At 59.2% G+C, this 17,603-nt stretch carries 15 protein-coding genes; 7 read left to right on the plus strand and 8 right to left on the minus strand.

The window, feature by feature from the left end; translation table 11 throughout:
• Nucleotides 1-5: 5 nt before the first annotated feature.
• Nucleotides 6-2,120 carry an EAL domain-containing response regulator gene (locus tag V5E99_RS05365; RefSeq protein ID WP_499801487.1) on the plus strand — a complete coding sequence of 705 codons (2,115 nt, stop codon included), beginning with the start codon at nucleotides 6-8 and terminating at the stop codon, nucleotides 2,118-2,120.
• Between the two features lie 52 nt (nucleotides 2,121-2,172).
• On the opposite strand, the gene V5E99_RS05370 is transcribed toward V5E99_RS05365, so the two are convergent.
• Entirely contained in the window at nucleotides 2,173-2,448 is a 276-nt protein-coding gene (locus V5E99_RS05370) for a hypothetical protein (RefSeq protein WP_499801488.1), read from the minus strand.
• A gap of 52 nt (nucleotides 2,449-2,500) precedes the next feature.
• Nucleotides 2,501-3,199 carry a hypothetical protein gene (locus V5E99_RS05375; RefSeq protein WP_499801489.1) on the minus strand — a complete coding sequence of 233 codons (699 nt, stop codon included), beginning with the start codon at nucleotides 3,197-3,199 and terminating at the stop codon, nucleotides 2,501-2,503.
• Nucleotides 3,200-3,539: 340 nt separating this feature from the next.
• Here V5E99_RS05375 and V5E99_RS05380 point away from each other — a divergent pair, with 340 nt between their 5' ends.
• The 4 genes from V5E99_RS05380 (at nucleotide 3,540) to V5E99_RS05395 (ending at nucleotide 9,146) form a co-directional block, all read left to right on the plus strand.
• Complete coding sequence (locus tag V5E99_RS05380; protein ID WP_499801490.1) at nucleotides 3,540-4,607, plus strand: NAD(P)-dependent alcohol dehydrogenase; 1,068 nt, start codon at nucleotides 3,540-3,542, stop codon at nucleotides 4,605-4,607.
• 374 nt (nucleotides 4,608-4,981) lie between these two features.
• Nucleotides 4,982-7,237 (plus strand): catalase/peroxidase HPI, encoded by a 2,256-nt coding sequence (gene katG / locus V5E99_RS05385; RefSeq protein WP_499801491.1) that lies wholly within the window; start codon nucleotides 4,982-4,984, stop codon nucleotides 7,235-7,237.
• 744 nt (nucleotides 7,238-7,981) lie between these two features.
• Complete coding sequence (locus tag V5E99_RS05390) at nucleotides 7,982-8,515, plus strand: hypothetical protein (protein ID WP_499801492.1); 534 nt, start codon at nucleotides 7,982-7,984, stop codon at nucleotides 8,513-8,515.
• 49 nt (nucleotides 8,516-8,564) lie between these two features.
• Entirely contained in the window at nucleotides 8,565-9,146 is a 582-nt protein-coding gene (locus V5E99_RS05395; protein WP_499801493.1) for a hypothetical protein, read from the plus strand.
• Nucleotides 9,147-9,259: 113 nt separating this feature from the next.
• Here V5E99_RS05395 and V5E99_RS05400 read toward each other — a convergent pair whose 3' ends face one another.
• Both V5E99_RS05400 and V5E99_RS05405 read right to left on the minus strand, forming a co-directional pair.
• On the minus strand, nucleotides 9,260-10,282 hold the full coding sequence (locus tag V5E99_RS05400; protein ID WP_499801494.1) for an AbrB family transcriptional regulator: 1,023 nt from the start codon (nucleotides 10,280-10,282) through the stop codon (nucleotides 9,260-9,262).
• Nucleotides 10,283-10,544: 262 nt separating this feature from the next.
• The gene (locus tag V5E99_RS05405; RefSeq protein WP_499801495.1) at nucleotides 10,545-11,327 is read right to left on the minus strand and encodes an alpha/beta fold hydrolase; all 783 of its coding nucleotides are present in this window, start codon (nucleotides 11,325-11,327) and stop codon (nucleotides 10,545-10,547) included.
• A 179-nt stretch (nucleotides 11,328-11,506) separates the two neighbouring features.
• On the opposite strand from V5E99_RS05405, the gene V5E99_RS05410 reads away from it, so the two are divergent.
• Nucleotides 11,507-12,736: a helix-turn-helix domain-containing protein gene (locus tag V5E99_RS05410; RefSeq protein WP_499801496.1), complete on the plus strand. Its 1,230-nt coding sequence runs from the start codon at nucleotides 11,507-11,509 to the stop codon at nucleotides 12,734-12,736.
• Nucleotides 12,737-12,770: 34 nt separating this feature from the next.
• Nucleotides 12,771-13,400 carry a Vgb family protein gene (locus tag V5E99_RS05415; RefSeq protein WP_499801497.1) on the plus strand — a complete coding sequence of 210 codons (630 nt, stop codon included), beginning with the start codon at nucleotides 12,771-12,773 and terminating at the stop codon, nucleotides 13,398-13,400.
• 331 nt (nucleotides 13,401-13,731) lie between these two features.
• Here the strand turns inward: V5E99_RS05415 and V5E99_RS05420 are convergent, their stop codons facing one another.
• The 4 genes from V5E99_RS05420 to V5E99_RS05435 all read right to left on the minus strand — a co-directional run bounded on the left by V5E99_RS05420 (nucleotide 13,732) and on the right by V5E99_RS05435 (nucleotide 17,535).
• Complete coding sequence (locus tag V5E99_RS05420) at nucleotides 13,732-14,511, minus strand: alpha/beta hydrolase (RefSeq protein WP_499801498.1); 780 nt, start codon at nucleotides 14,509-14,511, stop codon at nucleotides 13,732-13,734.
• A gap of 138 nt (nucleotides 14,512-14,649) precedes the next feature.
• Nucleotides 14,650-16,113: a GDL motif peptide-associated radical SAM/SPASM maturase gene (locus V5E99_RS05425; RefSeq protein ID WP_499801499.1), complete on the minus strand. Its 1,464-nt coding sequence runs from the start codon at nucleotides 16,111-16,113 to the stop codon at nucleotides 14,650-14,652.
• Between the two features lie 149 nt (nucleotides 16,114-16,262).
• The gene (locus tag V5E99_RS05430; protein ID WP_499801500.1) at nucleotides 16,263-16,841 is read right to left on the minus strand and encodes a DUF1842 domain-containing protein; all 579 of its coding nucleotides are present in this window, start codon (nucleotides 16,839-16,841) and stop codon (nucleotides 16,263-16,265) included.
• A 52-nt stretch (nucleotides 16,842-16,893) separates the two neighbouring features.
• The gene (locus V5E99_RS05435) at nucleotides 16,894-17,535 is read right to left on the minus strand and encodes a DUF1842 domain-containing protein (protein WP_499801501.1); all 642 of its coding nucleotides are present in this window, start codon (nucleotides 17,533-17,535) and stop codon (nucleotides 16,894-16,896) included.
• Nucleotides 17,536-17,603: the final 68 nt, after the last annotated feature.

Here is a 17,603-nt window from a genome sequence, read left to right on the forward strand (position 1 = left end):
TCTACATGTCCGATATTGCCGCTACATTATTGATCGTCGACGATGAACCCCATGTCTGCAAACTGCTGCAGATCCTGTTGCAGAATCAGGGGTATCAGACATTAACGGCCAGTTCGGGCGAAGAGGCCCTGCTCATGGTTGCGCAACAACCGCCGGACTTGATCCTGCTCGACATCATGATGCCGGGCATGGACGGTTTCGAAGTTGCCCACCAGTTAAAAACCAACAAGGCCACGTCGAACATCCCGATCATCATGCTGTCGGCCCTCGGCGAGCACAGTGCGCGGATTTCCGGCCTGGAAGCGGGGGCTGAAGATTTCCTCAGCAAGCCTGTGGAAAGTGCCGAGTTGTGGCTCAAGGTGCGCAACCTGCTGCGGCTCAAAGCGTTTGGCGATTATCTGAAAAGCCACAGCCTGATGCTGGAAGAGCAACTGCAACAGCGCACCATCGACCTTGAGCGTTTTCGTTCGGCCATGGACGCGTCGGGCGACGCTATTTTCCTGATCAACCGCAGCACCATGCGCGTGATCGAGTTCAACCGACGTGCCTGCGAAGTGTTTGGCTACAGCCCGCAAGAGCTGTTGTGCAAGACACCTGCCGATCTCAGCGAAGCCCCCCTCGAACAGCTCGAATTTTTGTATGACCAGATCATCGCCGGCAAAGTACCCAACGAAGCCACGGAAACCCGTATCCGCTGCAAGGACGGCAGTTTGCTTGCGGTAGAAGTTCATCGCCAGGCCTACAAAACCGGGGATGACTGGATCATCGTCGGCATTGCGCGGGACATCACTGCGCGTAAGGAAACCGATCAGCGCATGCTGAAAATGGCCCATTACGACACGTTGACCGGGCTGCCCAATCGCAATCTGTTTTTCACCACCTTGCAAATGGGCCTGACTCAAGCGGCACTCAGTCATTGGCAACTGGCGGTGGTGACCGTCGATCTGGACGACTTCAGTAGCGTCAACGAAACCTGGGGCCACCTGCTGGGTGATCGAATGTTGGCGGAGCTGGGTCAGCGACTGGCCAACTGCCTTAATGTGAGTGACACATTGGGGCGCATGGACGGTGATGAATTTGCGTTGATCCTGATGATTCGCGAGGGCCAGGCGGACCCGCTGCACACCGTCGAGCGCATACGCGACACGATGCGCGAGCCTTTTCAGCTCGGTGGTCAGTCAACGGCGATGACCGCCAGTATTGGTATCGCCCTGTACCCGAGTGACGGGGACGACGCACATGGGTTGATCAAGCACGCGAATACCGCCATGCACCGGGCGAAGAAGGTCGGCAGGGATACTTATCGTTTCTACACGGCGCAAATGAATGAAGAGGCATCGGCGCGACAGGTGATGGAAACCGCCTTGCGTGAAGCGGTGAAGCAGGAAGCGTTCGAGCTGTTTTACCAACCCAAGATTAGCTTGGCCGACGGCTGTGTGTGCGGGCTGGAAGCGCTGTTGCGCTGGCCGCGTGCGGGGCAGGCCAATGTCTCGCCGGCGGTGTTCGTGCCCATGCTGGAACGCCTCGGGCTGATTACCCAGGTCGGCAATTGGGTGATCACCCGCGTGTGCAAGCAAATCGCCGATTGGCAACGCGCAGGGGAGGGGCCGTTTCAGGTGGCGGTCAATGTCTCCGGCCACCAGATCATCGAAGGTGATCTGATCGCCAGCATCCGGCAGGCGCTGATTGACCATCGGATCGATCCGCACTGGCTTGAGATCGAGCTGACGGAAAGCTCGCTGATGGAGAACACGTCGCACACCATCGCCAGTTTGCAAACCCTGCAACAACTGGGGGTCAAGGTGTCCATCGACGACTTTGGTACCGGCTATTCAAGCCTCGCGTACCTGCGACGATTTCCGATCGACAAACTGAAGATCGACATCGCCTTCATCCGCGAAGTGACCAGTAACCCCCAGGACGCGGCCATCGCCAGAACCATTATTGAATTGGCCCACAGCCTCAACCTGCAAGTGATCGCCGAAGGGGTGGAGACCCCTGAGCAACTGGCGTTCCTCACGGCAAACGGGTGCGATCAGGTGCAAGGCTATCTGTTCAGCCGGCCACTACCGATCAGGGACCTGGAGGATTTTTTGCGCGAGCGACAGTGTTTCACCTGAGTCATGCCGGCGCACAGGTGGGGGCGTTGGCGTGCATCGCTTCAGCTCGGCCTCAGTTTTTCCAGACCCAGTGATAAACCCGTTTCACCAGTTCCAGATAATTCCAGGCCAACGTCGCGCCGATCGCCGCCCCTGCAAGGCCAAACTTGAAGGTGGTTTGTTGCCACTGGTACGACTGATCAAACACCAGATGCGCCAGCCAATACCCGTCGTAGTGGTAATAGGTTCTGTAGGTCACCAGAAAGGCAAACACACACAGCCCCAGCGACAGGCAGAACACCACGAATCCCAACTTGTTTGTCGGTGTTTCAAGCTTTTTGAACATCATGCGCAGGGTTTCCTGTCGAAAAACGGTTAAGCCTATAAATTGCGGCGTGTGATCACGCCTTTTCTTTCTTCACGTTCTGCGCGACTTCGCCGGTGACGCCCGCCGCGATAATGCCCGCGCCTGGGGCGATGTTGGTCACGGTGCTGGTCACGCTGGTGCTGATGTTACGGGTGTACGCGTCGATGGGGATGCCACCGCGCATGTGTGCCGAGACCATTTGTGGCGAGATGACGCTGCGGGTGATGGTGGAGCTGACGGTGCGGAACAGGTTACCCAGGGCCGAGACGATCGAGATGATGGTGAGGGCGGCGAAGGGGATCGAGAGCCACATGACGCTCATCTTGAACAGCGCATGTTCGGTGGAGAGGCCGTTGAGGCTGCGGCAGTAGAGGATCGACGCGATCAGGTAGGCGCCGGCCAGCAGGGCGATGGCCATTGGGTCGCGGATTTCGAAGGCCAGCCGCGAGCACAGCAGGCCGTAGATCACCAGGCTGGCGAGCACGTCCGGGATCAGGCTTTTGAGGCCATCCAGGGCCTTGGAGACGTTGTAGATGACGAAACCGATGATCACGATCCAGCCCAGCACCGGAATCACGGCAAGGGCCATGACCAGGACCGACAGCAACAGGCTTTTGATGATGCCGTGGTGCAGGTTGTTTCTGATCAGATAAAAGACGAAGTAGCCAAACGAAAACAGTGCGATCAGCGCGAAAGATGCCAGTGCGGCCTCAGGCTGGAGGAAAAAGCTCATGCCGCCTACCACGGTCATAAAGGCAAGGCAGAGGTAACCACTTTTGTTCATTGATAGTCGTCCGTGATCGGGAAGTAACCTGGATGTTCTTCCGTTTGGACGTGCATGCTACTAATTCGCCATTACTTTTGTCGAGCCACGGCTGCTGAACCCAGTTCGGCGGGATTAGGCAATCATTCAGCAGAATGCGGCCATCGCTCACACCGGCCCAAGTCCTATCCTGTCCGCAACGCGGCATCACATAGCCGCCCAGGCGTTTGACGATCTGTCATCCACTTGAACGATTCAGCTACTACGCTACTCCTCTTGTATTCAACCTCTGATTTAAAAGGTGATCGCAATGACCAAGACTTACAGCTATGCCGCGCAAGGCTCCAAGGACTCGCTCAAGCCTTTCACCTTCGAACGTCGTGCCCCGGGCGCCGATGATGTGCAGATCGACATCCTTTATTGCGGCGTTTGCCACTCCGACCTGCACACCGTGCGCAACGAGTGGCAGAACACGTTGTATCCGTCGGTGCCGGGCCATGAAATTGTCGGTCGGGTGACGGCGGTGGGCGCGAATGTCAGCAAGTTCAAGGTCGGCGATCTGGCGGGCGTTGGCTGCATGGTCGACAGTTGCCAGCACTGCGCGTCGTGCGCGGAAGGTGAAGAGCAATATTGCGAGAACGGTTTCACCGGCACTTACAACGGCCCGGTGTTTGGTGGCGAGAACACGTTTGGTGGTTACTCGGACAGCATTGTGGTCAAGGAGAAGTTCGTCCTGCGCATTTCCCACGGCGACGCCAACCTGGCCGCTGTCGCACCGCTGCTGTGCGCCGGCATCACCACCTATTCGCCGCTGCACCACTGGAAGGTCGGGCCTGGGCAGAAAGTCGGCGTGGTCGGCCTCGGTGGCCTGGGGCATATGGCGGTGAAGATTGCCCATGCCATGGGCGCGCATGTGGTGCTGTTCACCACGTCGCCGAACAAGCGTGAAGACGGTCTGCGCCTGGGCGCCGATGAAGTGGTGGTATCGAAGAATCCGGATGAGATGGCCAAGTTTGCCAACACCCTGGACTTCATCCTCAACACCGTCGCCGCGCCGCACAACCTGGACGCGTTTCTCTCGCTGCTCAAGCGCGATGGCACCATGACGCTGGTCGGCGCCCCGGACAGCCCGCACCCGTCGCCGACGGTGTTCAACCTGATTTTCAAGCGCCGCAGCCTGGCCGGTTCGTTGATCGGCGGGATTCAGGAAACCCAGGACATGTTGGATTTCTGCGCCAAGCACGGGATTGTGTCGGACATCGAGATGATCAACATCCAGGACATCAACGAAGCCTATGAACGCATGCTCAAGGGCGATGTGAAGTACCGCTTTGTGATTGACATGAACAGCCTGAAGAAGGAAGCCAACGCGGCTTGATTGAGCTGTTTTCGGGGGCCTGACCCAATGGGTCGGGCCGCCGTCATAACCTGAATAGCCCCAAGAAAAGATTTCACCTATCACCCCCCAACACTGCGCCTATTAGCAGTCCTCCCCAGACGGTCTAGTCTTACCTTTGCGCTGGCGTCGGCCGGTCGCTTGATACCTGATAAAGAGATAAGAAAGAGTCACAGGCTTGCCGTGGGCCCGCGTGCTGGCGAATCGTTCGCCAATTTCCAGATTTCCCGTGTGGCCTTAAACAGCAGTTGATCGAACTGCCTGGCCCAGCAGCCTATGTCATTGATTTCTCATTGCTATTGCAGGCCCAGCTCGGGCCGGGTAGCGGGATGAACACGACCGAAGGTAGCTCTTACATGGCAAACGAATCGAAATGCCCGTTCAATCACGCCGCTGGTGGTGGCACGACGAACCGCGACTGGTGGCCGAATCAACTGAACCTGAAAATCCTGCACCAGCATTCCTCCCTGTCCGATCCGCTGGATGAAGGCTTCGACTATGCAGAGGCGTTCAAGAAACTCGATTTTGCGGCGGTCAAAGCCGACCTGAATGCATTGATGACCGATTCCCAGGACTGGTGGCCGGCGGACTTCGGTCACTACGGGCCGTTTTTTATCCGCATGGCCTGGCACGCGGCCGGTACCTATCGCACCGGTGACGGTCGTGGTGGGGCGGGTTCCGGTCAGCAGCGTTTTGCGCCACTCAATAGCTGGCCGGATAACGTCAGTCTCGACAAGGCGCGGCGGTTGCTCTGGCCGATCAAGCAGAAGTATGGCCAGAACATTTCCTGGGCTGACTTGATTGTGCTGACTGGTAACGTCGCGCTGGAGTCCATGGGCTTCAAGACGTTTGGCTATTCCGGTGGGCGCGCTGACGTCTGGGAGCCGGACGAAGACGTTTACTGGGGTTCCGAGAACAAGTGGCTGGGCGGCGACACCCGCTATGGCAAAGAAAACGCCCCGGTAGAAGCCCCTGGCGACGGACCACTGGTCGCCGAGCCGGGGAAAAACGAGGAAAGCCGCACCGAGCATGGCCGCAACCTTGAGAACCCGTTGGCCGCCGTGCAAATGGGCCTTATCTACGTTAACCCTGAGGGCCCGGAAGGCGAGCCTGACCCGGTCAGATCCGCCATCGATATCCGTGAAACCTTTGGCCGCATGGCCATGAACGACGAAGAAACCGTGGCGCTGATTGCCGGCGGCCACGCCTTCGGTAAAACCCACGGCGCCGGGCCTGCGGATAATGTTGGCGCAGAACCGGAAGCCGCCGGCCTGGAAGAGCAGGGCTTTGGCTGGAAGAACAGTTTCGGCACCGGCAAAGGGCCGGACACCATCACCAGCGGCCTGGAAGTGACCTGGACCACAACCCCAACCAAGTGGAGTAACAACTACCTGGAAAACCTGTTCGGCTTCGAGTGGGAACTGACCAAAAGCCCCGCCGGCGCGCATCAGTGGACCCCCAAAAACGGCGCGGGCGCCGGGATCATCCCGGATGCTTTCGATCCGTCGAAACGCCGCAACCCCACCATGTTGACTTCGGACCTGGCCCTGCGTTTCGACCCGATCTACGAGCCGATTTCCCGGCGTTTCCTGGCCAATCCCGACCAGCTCGCCGACGCGTTCGCCCGCGCCTGGTTCAAACTGATCCACCGCGACATGGGGCCGCTCTCTCGCTACCTCGGTCCGGAATTGCCCGCCGAAGAACTGCTGTGGCAAGACCCGATCCCGGCGCTCGACCATGAAGTGGTCAACGACAGCGACATCGCCGCGCTAAAAAGCAAACTCCAAGCTTCGGGGTTGAGCGTTTCGCAACTGGTCTCGACCGCGTGGGCGGCGGCGTCGACCTTCCGTGGCTCCGATAAACGTGGCGGCGCCAACGGCGGGCGCCTGCGCCTGGCGCCACAAAATGTCTGGCCGGCCAACCAGCCAGGGCAACTGGCGGTGGTGCTGTCGAAACTGGAGAGCCTCCAGAACGAGTTCAACAGCGGCGGCAAGAAAATCTCCCTGGCCGACTTGATCGTGCTGGCCGGCAGTGTCGGCGTCGAACAAGCGGCGAAAAACGCCGGCCACAGCGTGACGGTGCCGTTCACGCCGGGGCGGATGGACGCCAGCCAGGAGCAAACCGACGTGGAGTCTTTCGGCTTCCTTGAACCGATCGCCGACGGCTTCCGCAACTACCTCAAAACCCGCTACCGCGTGCCGGCCGAACAGCTGCTGATCGACAAGGCGCAACTGCTGACCCTCACCGCGCCCGAAATGACCGCGCTGATTGGCGGCTTGCGCGTACTGAACACCAACGTCGGCCAGACCCGACACGGTGTCTTCACTTCACGGCCGGAGGCGTTGACCAACGACTTCTTCACTAACCTGCTGGACATGGGCGTGGAGTGGAAACCGACCTCGGACGCCAAGGAAGAGTTCGAGGGCCGCGACCGCAAAACCGGTGCAGTGAAGTGGACGGCGACCCGGGTGGATTTGGTCTTTGGCTCGAATGCGCAGTTGCGGGCGTTGGCGGAGGTGTATGCCAGCAGCGATGCGAAGGAGCGCTTTGTGAAGGATTTTGTGGCGGCATGGGTCAAGGTGATGAACCTCGATCGGTTTGACCTGAAGTAAATCAAGCAGCACAACAGCCCGCTGAACAGGCGACTGTCAGCGGGCTTTTTTTGCCCGGGTTTCCCCCAAAACCGTAGGAGCAAAGCTTGCTCGCGATAGCGGCGGCACATCCAGCATCGATGTCGACTGTGATGCCGTTATCGCGAGCAAGCTTTGCTCCTACAGGGGGCGGGATGATCTGATCCGTATTTTCCTGCGCCATCTGCCTCTGTAACGAGATCAGCCCAAGTCCCAGAATGCCTCACCGGCCCGGCCGCCCTGAGACGATCACCGCTCACTGCGCCTGTTGCGCCGCAAACTCAAGAGGTAGGAGGCCTTATGGCTAAGATGGCGATTTTCCTGGGTGGGTTTCTGGTGTTGACCATTTTGATAGGCGTCCTTGCCACGATCTCTCCGGTGTAAGGACAGAAAACCCGCTGAACCATTGATGGTTCGCGGGTTTTTTTGTGGGCGTTAATCGTTGCCGTACATCAACAGTCAAACTGTCTATCCACGAGCTGTTCTTTTGGTTCGTGCCTCGAGAAGGCTTTTAAACGACTGAAAAGACCCATGCCCTATCCTGAGTCCTTGGAATACGGGGAGGTTGAGGAGAGCGTCTGCCAAGAGCAAGCCAATCTTCGTATCGCTTGCCAAGCGAATGATGGCATCCTGCCATTTGTCTTGATAAGATCCGGCAAAGTAATGGAACTACACCGTTGCTCCATGTTGGCTTTCATTTGCCTACCTGAATAAGGATATAAGATTGTGACAGGTGTTTCTCTCAGTTGGTTGGCCGCTACCGTTGTCGCGCTGTTTTTGTTGGTTGGAGTTACTCCATCGGGAATCAAGAAAGCGTTAAAGGAAGTTATCTCTATCGAAGTTTTCTGGGGTGGGGCCTTCTTGACCTGCCTGTTGGCGCTTGTCTCCCTTGCTTTATGGAATTGGCAAGATGGTCTTTCGCTGTTGTTCGGTAGTTATTACTCGCTGTTTACCAACTTGTGGCAAGGCCTTGTCTCTGCCGTCTTCGGGGCATTCCTCTGGGTTCTTTTATCCCTCTGGTTTTTTGACAAAAAAAATAAAACATTCATTTTTATGATGTTGGGCTACATTCTGTTGATGGCAGGGCTCAATTACGTTCCGGATTTAAAACTGTATGCACTCAGTCACTGGAATATTTTGGGCATCGACGATGAAGCGCTTGAGTTGATAGCATCAATATTGCTTGGCATGGCGGTTGCTGGTTTAGTAATGGGCTACGCATGGAAAAAACGTCGTTTACGTAATGCTGCCAAGTCATAGCGATAAATTGACTACAGCCGTTGTTGATACTTGAAAATGGAGTTCTGGTTTGACAGATATAGTCAGTAAGTACAGCCATGTTTGGGGCAACGACCCTCAAACCCTGCTCAATAAATACAAATATCATCCTGAATTGACGAAAAAACTCGACGAAATCAGTGCGGATGACTTCAATCAGGAGATATTGTTCGAGATTGTTTTATGGAAGCTCAGCAGGTATCCCTACATTAATCCCGATATGCTCGAGGAGCTTAAAGGCGTTGCGAAACTGGAGCCGAAACAGCATCGTCAGTCAGAGTTGATATTGAAAAAGCTGCTGTTGTCGTCAGGTGTTCGTTTACCCATGGCATCGACCATTCTGCGCTTTCTCAATCCGAAGGTTTTTCAAATCATTGACGATAGGGTTTATCGCGTTTTGCTTCCGGGTAAACGTATTTATCCAGCCAAGCCTGCCAAGCCAGCGAGTGAGGCAAGGATGAAGTCGTATATTTCAAATTCTGTCAAAATTTATTTTGATTATTTGGATACGATGCACAACGCGTCTTCAGAAAAGCTTCCTTTTGAACTGGCGGATCGAATTCTTTATCAACTTGATATTGAACTCGAAAATAAAATCGGCGCTAAAAGTTAAGTTTGTGGTGCGTAACAATTGTGTTGTTAGAAACAGGTTTTTATTGTGATCCCCCGTCCCTGTTCAGCGGGCGGGGGGCATTTGAATATCAATGATTGCAATCTTCGCCCCACCTACAACTCACTCTCCCGCCAACGCCGTGCCTGAACCAGCAACGCCGGGGCGAAGTGCAGCATCACCATCCGCACCAAATGATGGGTCAGGATAAACACCACATTCAGCCCGCCCGCGAACGCGACGATGGCGATGGTTTCGATGGCGCCGGGCATGTAGGCCATCCATAGCGAGAGCGGGTCGCTGCCCAGGACGCGCGAAGCGAGGCCGGCAAATGCGGCGGCGATGAGGATCATCAGGCCGACGGACATGACACCGGCGCGGCCATGGCGAATGAGGTCCTTGAGGGAGATGTCGCTGAATTTGGAGCCGATCAGCACGCCGAGCAAAACCGTGGCGGCGTCGACGCTCCATTGGGGCATCTGGAAGCCGTTGAGATAGCCCATTTTCACGTAGAAACCGGTGGCGACGATGGCCGTGAGCATGAACGGCGCCGGCACGCCGACCCGTAGCAGCACGCGGCCGACCCCAATGCACAGAATGATCAGCGACAACACCGTCAGCAGCCTGTTCAGGGTCAACGGGACCGCGTCGGCCAGTGCCAGGTTGGGCACCCCGGGAATCAGGAAACTCACCAGCACCGTGATCGACAGCAGTCGCACCAGGTGCACAACAATGACTTTGCTCGACGCCCGTTCGGACTCCAGCAGATCGAACACGGCGGCGAGTGCGCCGGGGTAGACGGCCAGCATCGAGTCCTTGAGGTTCCAGCCCGAGACCTTGAGCAGCCAGAAACCGGCGACGCTGATCTGCGCGGCCAGGCACAGGAACAGGAAGCCCAGGCTCGGCAACATGGCAGCGGCGGTGTGGCTGTCCCACGCGGTGAACATCAGGCCGGTGGCGGTGCCCAGTACGATTTGTACATAGCCGAGGCCCAGGGGCAGGGAAGGGGAAAAGCGCAGGTTACTGACGATCAACGCGCTGCCTAGTATCGAGCCGAGCAACAGACCGTGGGGGACGCCAGCATATTGCAACACCGCGCCGACGCCGGTGGCGACCAGCAAACACAGGAGGGTCTTCATGAATCTTCCTTGAGTCTAGTTGTTACCAAATGTTTCAGGTCGTGCACTTTCTCCCATTGATTGGCATGCGCGGTCAAGTCTGATGCGAGTGGTCTGTCAGGTGGGCTGGCGGTGGTTTTCAAGGGCTCTTCGCGAGCAAGCCTCGCTTCCACCAACGGTTGCGCGTCCATTGTGGGAGCGTGGCTTGCCCGCGAAGAGGTCAGCAAAAGCGCCCCAGTTTTTCAACTCGGACGCAGTCGCCATTCCTAAGCAAAACCACCCATCACGGCGCCTTGGCCGCCGCTTCAATAACCTCGGCAACCGTTTTCGGATGAGAAACCATCACAACGTGAGACGCGCCTTTAACCACCACCGTCTGTTTCGAGTTAGCCCGCTCAGCCATGAACTTCATCGCTTGCGGCGGGATGTTCTTGTCCTTGTCGCCATAGACCCACCAGGACGCAGTGGTCTTCCAGGCGGGATCGGTTGCGGCTTCCTTGAGCGCTGCTTCGGTGACCGGACGCTGCGTCGCAGCCATCAAGCGAGCATCGGCAACCGAGACGTCAGCGGCGAACTGATCGTGGAATTTGTCTTGCTGGATGTAGAAGTCTTTCCCGCCATCAGCCAGATCGACGGGTTTGGCCAGGGTCGGGCCGAGGGTACTGCCGGGGAATTTGCCGGTGAGGTCGAACGCGCTTTCACCCTTGTCCGGCGCGAAAGCCGAGACGTACACCAGCGCTTTCACATTGGCTTGGCCGTAGGCCGCTTCACTGATGACCGGCCCGCCGTAGGAGTGACCGACCAACACGACCGGGCTCTGGATTCCTTTGAGCACGTCGGTGACCGACTGCGCATCGCCTTTGAGGCTACGCAACGGGTTCGCGGCGGCGACCACCGTATAGCCGTCCTTTTCGAGGATTTTGATCACGCCGTTCCAGCTCGTCGAATCGGCAAACGCGCCGTGCACCAGCACGATGGTCGGTTTGGCTGCGTCGGCCATGGCCCAGGTTGAAGCCCCGAGCGCGGCCGACAGGGCCAGTCCAATGACGAATCTATTGAGTTTCATACAGGGTTCCTTCCAATTGAGTAGGCGCAGGAGGTGGGGCCGTCAATCTCGCCACGAAGCGCCCGTCAGATTAGGGCTGACCAAGGGCAGGGCGATTGTGCTCGTGTGCTGCTACTTTTCAGTGCCTGGACTGAACACGGTGCGTCGAGCGCCGGGAGTGAAAAAGTGGTGCGACTGAAATGGACTCGCTGATCACCGCAGCGGCACGGGCACTGGCGGCGGGTGATCCCCTAGGCGCATTGAACCGCGTGGCGTTGCGTGAGGACGCGGCGGCGCTCGCGCTGCGGGGCATTGCGATGGCGCAACTTGGCGACTTGGTCCGGGCCCGAGCGTTGGTGCAACGGGCGGCGCGGGCCTTCGGACCGAAGGAAGCGTTGGCACGGGCGCGCTGTGTGGTGGCCGAGGCGGAAATTGCCCTGGCCTCTCGGGATCTCGGTTGGCCGGTAAAAGCCCTCGACACGGCAAGACTGACCCTTGAGGCCCACGGCGACGGGGTCAACGCCGCCCATGCGCGCTACCTGGAGATTCGGCGTTTGTTGCTGATCGGGCGTCTGGACGACGCGCAGCAAAACCTCGCCGCACTTGACCCCGCGCCACTACCGCCAGCCTTGCGCGCGGTGCATGAACTGGTGGAGGCCGGGATCGCCATGCGGCGCCTGCAATCGAACAACGCACGGGCGGCGCTGGATCGGGCCGAAATGGCTGCGCGGGATGCCGCGATTCCTGCCCTGAGCGCTGAAGTCGAACACGCCATCCTGATCCTCAATACACCCGTCGCACGGTTGATCGCCCACGGTCAGGAGCGTCCGTTATTGCTGGGGGACGTTGAAGTCTTGCTCGCTTCAAGCGCGCTGGTGGTGGACGCCTGCCGTTACAGCGTGCGCGGCGCCGGCCTGTCGGTTTCCCTGACCACGCGTCCAGTGCTGTTCGCCCTCGCACGGGCGCTGGCCGAGGCCTGGCCGGCGGATGTGCCGAGAGACGTGCTGATCGCCCGAGCGTTTCGCCTGAAACTCAGCGACGAGTCCCATCGCGCCCGGTTGCGCGTTGAAGTCGGGCGCCTGCGGGCGGCGCTGGAACCCTTGGCGAGCGTGACTGCGACCTCGCGCGGGTTTGGGTTGACGGTGCGCAATTCGAGTGACGTGGTGGTGCTGGCGCAGCCTGTCGAAGAAAAGTACGCCGCCGTGTTTGCCGTGTTTGCCTTGCTGGCCGACGGTGAAGCCTGGTCGAGCTCAGCCCTGGCGCTGGCCCTCGGCAGCAGCCAGCGCACGGTGCAACGCATCCTCGACACGCTGGCGATGGACAACAAGGTGCAAGCCTTCGGACGTGGCCGGGCGCGGCGCTGGATGACGCCGCCGGTGCCGGGTTTCGCGACGACTTTGTTACTCACGGCGCCGTTGCCCAGTGATTAGGATCACTTCACACACCCGTGACGAGGACATCACCATGAAACACTCAGCAGCCGAAATCATCCGCGAATATGGGCCCTTTGCCGGGGTCGACGCCGTGCATGGCGTGACCTTCGACGGTCAGCACGTCTGGTTCGCCAGCGGCGAAAAACTCAATGCCCTCGACCCGGCCAGCGGCCAGACCCTGCGTGCCATCGACATCACCGCCGACGCCGGCACCGCGTTCGATGGCGAGTACCTGTTCCAGATCGCCGCCGACCGCATCCAGAAAATCGACCCCAAGACCGGCCGCGTGCTCCACACCATCCCCGCGCCCGGCCCCAGCGATTCGGGGCTGACCTGGGCCGAAGGGACGCTGTGGGTCGGCGAATACCGCGACCGCAAGATTCACCAGATCGACCCGGACACCGGGACGATTTTGCGCACCATCGAGTCCAACCGTTTTGTCACTGGCGTGACCTGGGTTGAAGGCGCGCTGTGGCATGGCACCTGGGAGGGTGATGAGAGCGAGTTGCGGCGGGTTGATCCGGCCACCGGCGAAGTGCTGGAGTGCTTGGAAATGCCGCTCGGTGTTGGGGTTTCGGGATTGGAATCAGATGGAGGGGGGCAGTTTTTTTGTGGCGGTGGGGGCAGTGGCAAGGTTAGGGCGGTGCGTCGGCCGGTGTGAGGTTTTTAAGATCAAGAGATCGCAGCCTTCGGCAACTCCTACGCGCGACCCTTGGGACAGGCGCCAGGATGGTGCTTGTCCATTTCGGTCAAGGAATCATCCAATGCGTGCGTTATGTCTGGGTCACCTGGAAAACACCTTGGTCCGGGCCTTGCTCGATCACGGTTATCGAGTCTGCGCAGGTGTGCGCGATACCAGCAACACCGCGTCTTTGGCCGGTCGGGACTGCGAAGGCCAGATCGGAGTTGGGCTTCAATCCGCCTATGAACATCGGTCATCCTTTTTTGGTTTGGGGCAACAGTCAGCGAAGCAGGGGGGCGGTCGCAAGGTATCAGGGCGGCGACACGCCTGACCCGGCGCGGATCAATTCGAGGTACTCGGGGCTCTCCGAAATCGAGTTGTGCCCCACCCCCGTAATCACCTTCATCGACGCCACCCCCGGGGCAAAGTGCCGAAACAGCCGTTCAGTGCTGGTGCGGGGGATCACGTCATCCTGTTCAGCGGCAATCACCAGCGTCGGCACGCTGATGTGTGCGGCGTATTTTCCGGAGTCGAAGGTGTCCTTCAATAGCCACCTCACCGGGAACATCGGGAACTGGCGGGCGGCGAGTTCCAGCAGGCTGTTGTAGGGCGTGATCAGGATCAGCCGCGCGGCCGGGCGTTGGCTGGCGAGGCGAATGGCGATGCCGGTGCCGAGGCTGCGCCCGACCACGACAACTTGTGGATGCTCGGCGTAGACCCGGTCGAACACGTCGAGGGCATCGCGCTGGATCGCCTCCTCGGAGGGTGACCCGGAACTGCCGCCATAGCCCCGGTAATGCAATAGATACAGCGCGTGATCCGGGAAGGCCAGGGAAAACGAAGGCAGGTTGCGGGAGACGTCCTCGGCATTGCCGCCGAAGTAAATCAAGGCTTTGGGGCCATCGTGGGGGCGGACCGAGATTTGCAAATCGGCGTCGGCGACCGACAGTTTGAGCCGGGTTTCGGGGGCGGCGATGGTGCCGGGTTGCGGGTAATAGATGAGTGAGCGCTGGAACACGAACAGCGCGGCGCAGAGCAGCAGGTAAAGCGCTGCAATCGAGGCGAGGATGTACAGCAGGATGCGCGACATTTGGCTGATTTTTCTGAGCGAATATCGGAGTTTAGTTCATCGTGTGGGGTTGGTCGGAAGATCAAAAGATCGCAGCCTTCGGCAGCTCCTACGTGCTTGTGGCGCTGACGAAGGCTGCGATTTTTTGCCTGGTTGGCGCTAAATCAACCTGCTATCCGGCAACCCCAACAACCCCGTCAGCGTATTCATGATCGCTTGCTGGCGCGCCCGATCCACCTGATGCCCGACCTCCGCCGCAGCCACATCCGCGTCGCAATGCGGACACGTCACTTCATGCGCAAAGATGTACTGCAAACAGCCCCGGCACAGCGCCAGTTGCGTCGGGATGCGGCCCTCGTCCGGGGCGTGCTTGCCCTGGTTGGCCCAGGCCAGTTTGATCACCTGACCGCTGTCGCTGACGCTGTTCACCGTCTCACCGGTGGCGATGCGTTCGGTGATCAGGTCAAAACGCCCGACCGCGAAGGACTTCTGCGCCGCGTCTTCGAGTTTGACGATCCGCTCGCGCAACCCGCGTTTTTGCAGGTCCAGCGCCCGGTAATGGCAGTAAGGATTGTTGCCCGGTTTGCCGAGCAACGAGTGCGACGTCCAGGTGCAACCGCCACGGCAGACGTCGTTGTAATAGCAACTGCGACAGTAGCCCCAGAGGTCATCGACCGAGCGCAGTCGGCCAAAGTGCATGCCTTCGCTGTAGTGCCAGATGTCGTGCAGGCTCATGTTGCGCACGTTACCGCCGGAGAAACCGACGGTGGCCAACGATGGGCAGCCTTTCACCGTGCCATCGGCTTCCAGCGCCAGCACGGTTTGCCCGGCGGCGCAGCCGCTCCAGTGCACGCGCTCGTCGCCGAAACCGCGCCACATGTGTTCATACGGGCCGTAGTAACCGATGTTGTTGCCGACGTTCATCAGCAAGCCGCGATCGACGCCTTCGCGATACAGGCGTGCGAGCAATGGCATCACTTCCAGCAGTTGATAGGGTTGCAGCAACAGCTCCGGGTGATCGACGGCATTGCCCATGGCGACCGTCAACTGGATCTGCCAGTGGGTGGCGCCGACGTCGATGATCAGGTCCATCAGTTCGGGCAAGTCGGGCAGGGTGGCCGCGCCGATTTGGGTGTTGACGCTCACCGCCAGCCCGGATTGTTTGGCGCGGCGCAGGGTGTCCACGGCTTTGTCGAACGAGCCCGGCACGTTGCGCACGGCGTCGTGCAGCGCTGCCAAACCGTCCAGTGAAACACCGACACCGTTGAGCCCGGCGTCCACGGCGGCCTGCATTTTCGCCGGCGTCAGGTTGCGCCCGCCGGTCTGGATGGCGCAGTACATGCCGTGGTCGTGGATGGCCTGGATCAGTCGGGTCCAGTCTTTGCGCAAATAGGCTTCGCCGCCGATCAGGGTAATTTCGCGGGTGCCGAGCGCGGCCAGGGAGTCAATGACGTCGAGGCATTCCCGGGTGTTCAATTCGTCGGGTCGTCGATGGCCCGCGCGGGAGCCGCAATGCAGGCATTTGAGGTCGCAGGCCAGGGTGATTTCCCAAACCACATGCACCGGCACGTAGCGTTTGAGGTCGGTTTCGCTGAGGTAGCGCGCGGGGCGATTGTCTGACATGGCAAATCCTTGCGCACCGTTGTGGCGAGGAAGCGTGCTCCCGCCGGGCCGCGAAGCGGACCCTCCTTTCTACCTGAAAAGAAGGGGACTGCTGCCCAGTCCAACGGAAGCAAGCACCCTCGCCACGGTGCTTGTCGATTGAGGACCGGTTAGCGGGCTTCCAGACGGGCGATTTCGGCGTTCAACTGCTCCAGCGCACTGCGCAGGGCACCGCCGTGAGCCAGTTGTTGTTCCGCCTTGCTCACCACCGATTTCAACTGCGCCAGATCACCGCTGGCTTGCGCCTGCTGCACTGCCACGGCGTAGAGCGGCTGGGCATGGTGCGGCTGCTCCGGTCCGATCACCGGCGAGGGGCTGACGGCGGCGTGTTTGACCACGTGCCAGGTGCCTTGCTCGTCGTAGCGGTAATCGACAAAACCACTGACCCAGTCGGCACCGAGGATGCCCTTCAAATGAAAGGTCTGGGCGATCTGGCTGAGCGGGCCGCTCGGGCTGCCATCCAGGGTCAGGATGATGTGGTTTTCGGTGGCTGGCAGCAGTTTGGTTTCCGAGTATTCACCCCAGACCCGGGCGCGGAAGTTGAGTGGCGGGTAGGTGCTTTGGTAGAGGCTGGCGACGCCGCTGACTTTCTTTTTAACCGTATCCACCAGCAGGTCGAGGCTCAGGACCGGGGCGCCGAGCAGGTGATTGCTGACGTTGAGGCGAGTGTGAAAAAGTCCAATAGACATGGTGCAACTCCCTTAAGTGTATTCAGGACAAACCAGGCATTCAGTGGCCAGGTCAGCGGCGTTCCAGCCGGCTGATTTCGCCCTTGGCGGCTTCCAGTGCACTTTGCAGTTGAGGCTGCTGATCCAGTTGTTGCTTGGCCAGGCTGGCCAGGTTTTTCATCTGGGCCAGGTCACCGCTGGCAATGGCGCTCTGAATGGGCGCGGCGTACAGCGGCAGGATCGGTGGGTACGAAGAATGCGGTGGAATCACCGGGCCAGGTTCCAGCGGCGGGAAGGCGCTGGAGCGCACCGAGTCGCTGAGGTGGGCGGGAACGTTATTGATCTCGATCCAGCGTTGGCCATCAAAATACGAATAGTTGGCGACCCCTTCTTTCCAGTCGGTGCCCACCACCAGGCGTATCTTGAAATTCACGATGGAATTGGACCCCGTGCCGCCGTGATTGCCTTGGCCGACGATCAGGATTTTGCTGACCCCGGGGGACATGACGGTGAGGTAGGTGTATTCGCCCCAGACATCGGAATGCACATCGAGCGGCGGGTTGGTGGCCTGAGTGATCGATGCCGTACCGCTGACGGTTTCTTCCGGGGTAAATACCAACAGATTGAGTGCCAGGCTTTGCGCACCCGGTTGCCCGGTGCCAATTCGATAGGCGAGCGGGAACAAACCAACATTTTGTTGAGTAGAACCAGACATAGTTATTGCCTCCATTGCAATAAAGGGAAAACAGAGCTAGCGCTGTTCTTGGCGAGACACTTCCTTAG

Source organism: Janthinobacterium sp. LPB2021202312-11-4 (genome assembly GCF_037049705.1).
Lineage (GTDB): Bacteria > Pseudomonadota > Gammaproteobacteria > Pseudomonadales > Pseudomonadaceae > Aquipseudomonas.

Coding starts and splice junctions, on each gene's coding strand:
- V5E99_RS05365 (WP_499801487.1), top strand. CDS start 6: ATGTCCGATATTGCCGCTACATTATTGATCGTCGACGATGAACCCCAT.
- V5E99_RS05370 (WP_499801488.1), bottom strand. CDS start 2,448: ATGATGTTCAAAAAGCTTGAAACACCGACAAACAAGTTGGGATTCGTG.
- V5E99_RS05375 (WP_499801489.1), bottom strand. CDS start 3,199: ATGAGCTTTTTCCTCCAGCCTGAGGCCGCACTGGCATCTTTCGCGCTG.
- V5E99_RS05380 (WP_499801490.1), top strand. CDS start 3,540: ATGACCAAGACTTACAGCTATGCCGCGCAAGGCTCCAAGGACTCGCTC.
- katG (WP_499801491.1), top strand. CDS start 4,982: ATGGCAAACGAATCGAAATGCCCGTTCAATCACGCCGCTGGTGGTGGC.
- V5E99_RS05400 (WP_499801494.1), bottom strand. CDS start 10,282: ATGAAGACCCTCCTGTGTTTGCTGGTCGCCACCGGCGTCGGCGCGGTG.
- V5E99_RS05405 (WP_499801495.1), bottom strand. CDS start 11,327: ATGAAACTCAATAGATTCGTCATTGGACTGGCCCTGTCGGCCGCGCTC.
- V5E99_RS05410 (WP_499801496.1), top strand. CDS start 11,507: ATGGACTCGCTGATCACCGCAGCGGCACGGGCACTGGCGGCGGGTGAT.
- V5E99_RS05415 (WP_499801497.1), top strand. CDS start 12,771: ATGAAACACTCAGCAGCCGAAATCATCCGCGAATATGGGCCCTTTGCC.
- V5E99_RS05420 (WP_499801498.1), bottom strand. CDS start 14,511: ATGTCGCGCATCCTGCTGTACATCCTCGCCTCGATTGCAGCGCTTTAC.
- V5E99_RS05425 (WP_499801499.1), bottom strand. CDS start 16,113: ATGTCAGACAATCGCCCCGCGCGCTACCTCAGCGAAACCGACCTCAAA.
- V5E99_RS05430 (WP_499801500.1), bottom strand. CDS start 16,841: ATGTCTATTGGACTTTTTCACACTCGCCTCAACGTCAGCAATCACCTG.
- V5E99_RS05435 (WP_499801501.1), bottom strand. CDS start 17,535: ATGTCTGGTTCTACTCAACAAAATGTTGGTTTGTTCCCGCTCGCCTAT.